This is a genomic window from Oleiphilus sp. HI0125, from assembly GCF_001635355.1.
The window spans coordinates 1-889 of the sequence record NZ_LWGF01000286.1 but is presented as its reverse complement, the minus strand read 5'-3'; the positions used below and the strand labels follow the sequence as shown (position 1 = coordinate 889).

Genomic DNA, 889 nt, shown 5'->3' with positions numbered 1-889 from the left:
CCACACGTTCATATTGTGTATGGCCATACTGGACATTCGGGTGAGTACAGCAATCTCAGAATGTTAGAGCAAATAAAAGACTTGGAGTTTGTCTCGCTGAGTAATTTAGCTAGCAGGTATCAGGATGGTTCTGTAGATGTTGCCGAAGAGCAGAAATACTTAAAAGCTGCTGATTTGATTATTTTTCAGTTTCCTTTTTATTGGTATAGCGTACCGCACAATTTGAAGCGATATATGGATGAAGTCTTTGAGCATGGTTTTGCTTATGGCTCTTCGGGTAATGCACTTCATGGCAAACGATTCTTGTGTGCTATCACAACCGGCGGGCCTGAAGACGCTTACCATCATGAAGGCTATAACAAGTTTGAAATGGCTGAGCTGCTTCGGCCATTAGAGCAGACAGCGAACCTTTGTGGAATGCATTATATGCCGCCCTTTATTCTTCACAGTGCACCTAATTTAGTAGCTGGCCGCATGGAAGAGCATGAACGCCGTGTTGCGGAATATGCTAAGGCGTATCGAGATTTAATTGAAAGATGTCGTTGGAATGCAGATTTGCAAAAGGATGTGCATTAGTTCGTGTTTGTTTTTTGATGGTAAGCACTAGGCAGACTTGGGTACCTCTCCCTCGTCATTCCAAACAGCGCAGACTGATTTGGAATCTCTCAATTAATGCATGTAATTAGACAAAAGCCGCTGTTAGTGCTTCGCAGTTCACCATGCCCGCTTCGAAGAAGATTGCAGACCTTAACGCTTTGATCGCACCTGCTTCGAGAGGTCGAGTTGTGTAGGTTCAAATTATATCTACAGGTCGGCTGTGATAACCGCGCGAGCGGCGGGTATCACTGCTTACTCTTATAAAGCTCTGATTTTAAGGAGGTAATGAATT

Annotated in this window: 1 protein-coding gene; it reads left to right on the top strand. The window is 43.9% G+C overall.

Going from position 1 to position 889, the window contains the following annotated elements; all coding sequences use genetic code 11:
- A partial coding sequence (locus tag A3762_RS04020; RefSeq protein ID WP_156493215.1) for an NAD(P)H-dependent oxidoreductase occupies positions 1 to 576 on the top strand: 576 nt, incomplete at its 5' end.
- Positions 577 to 889 lie beyond the last annotated feature (313 nt).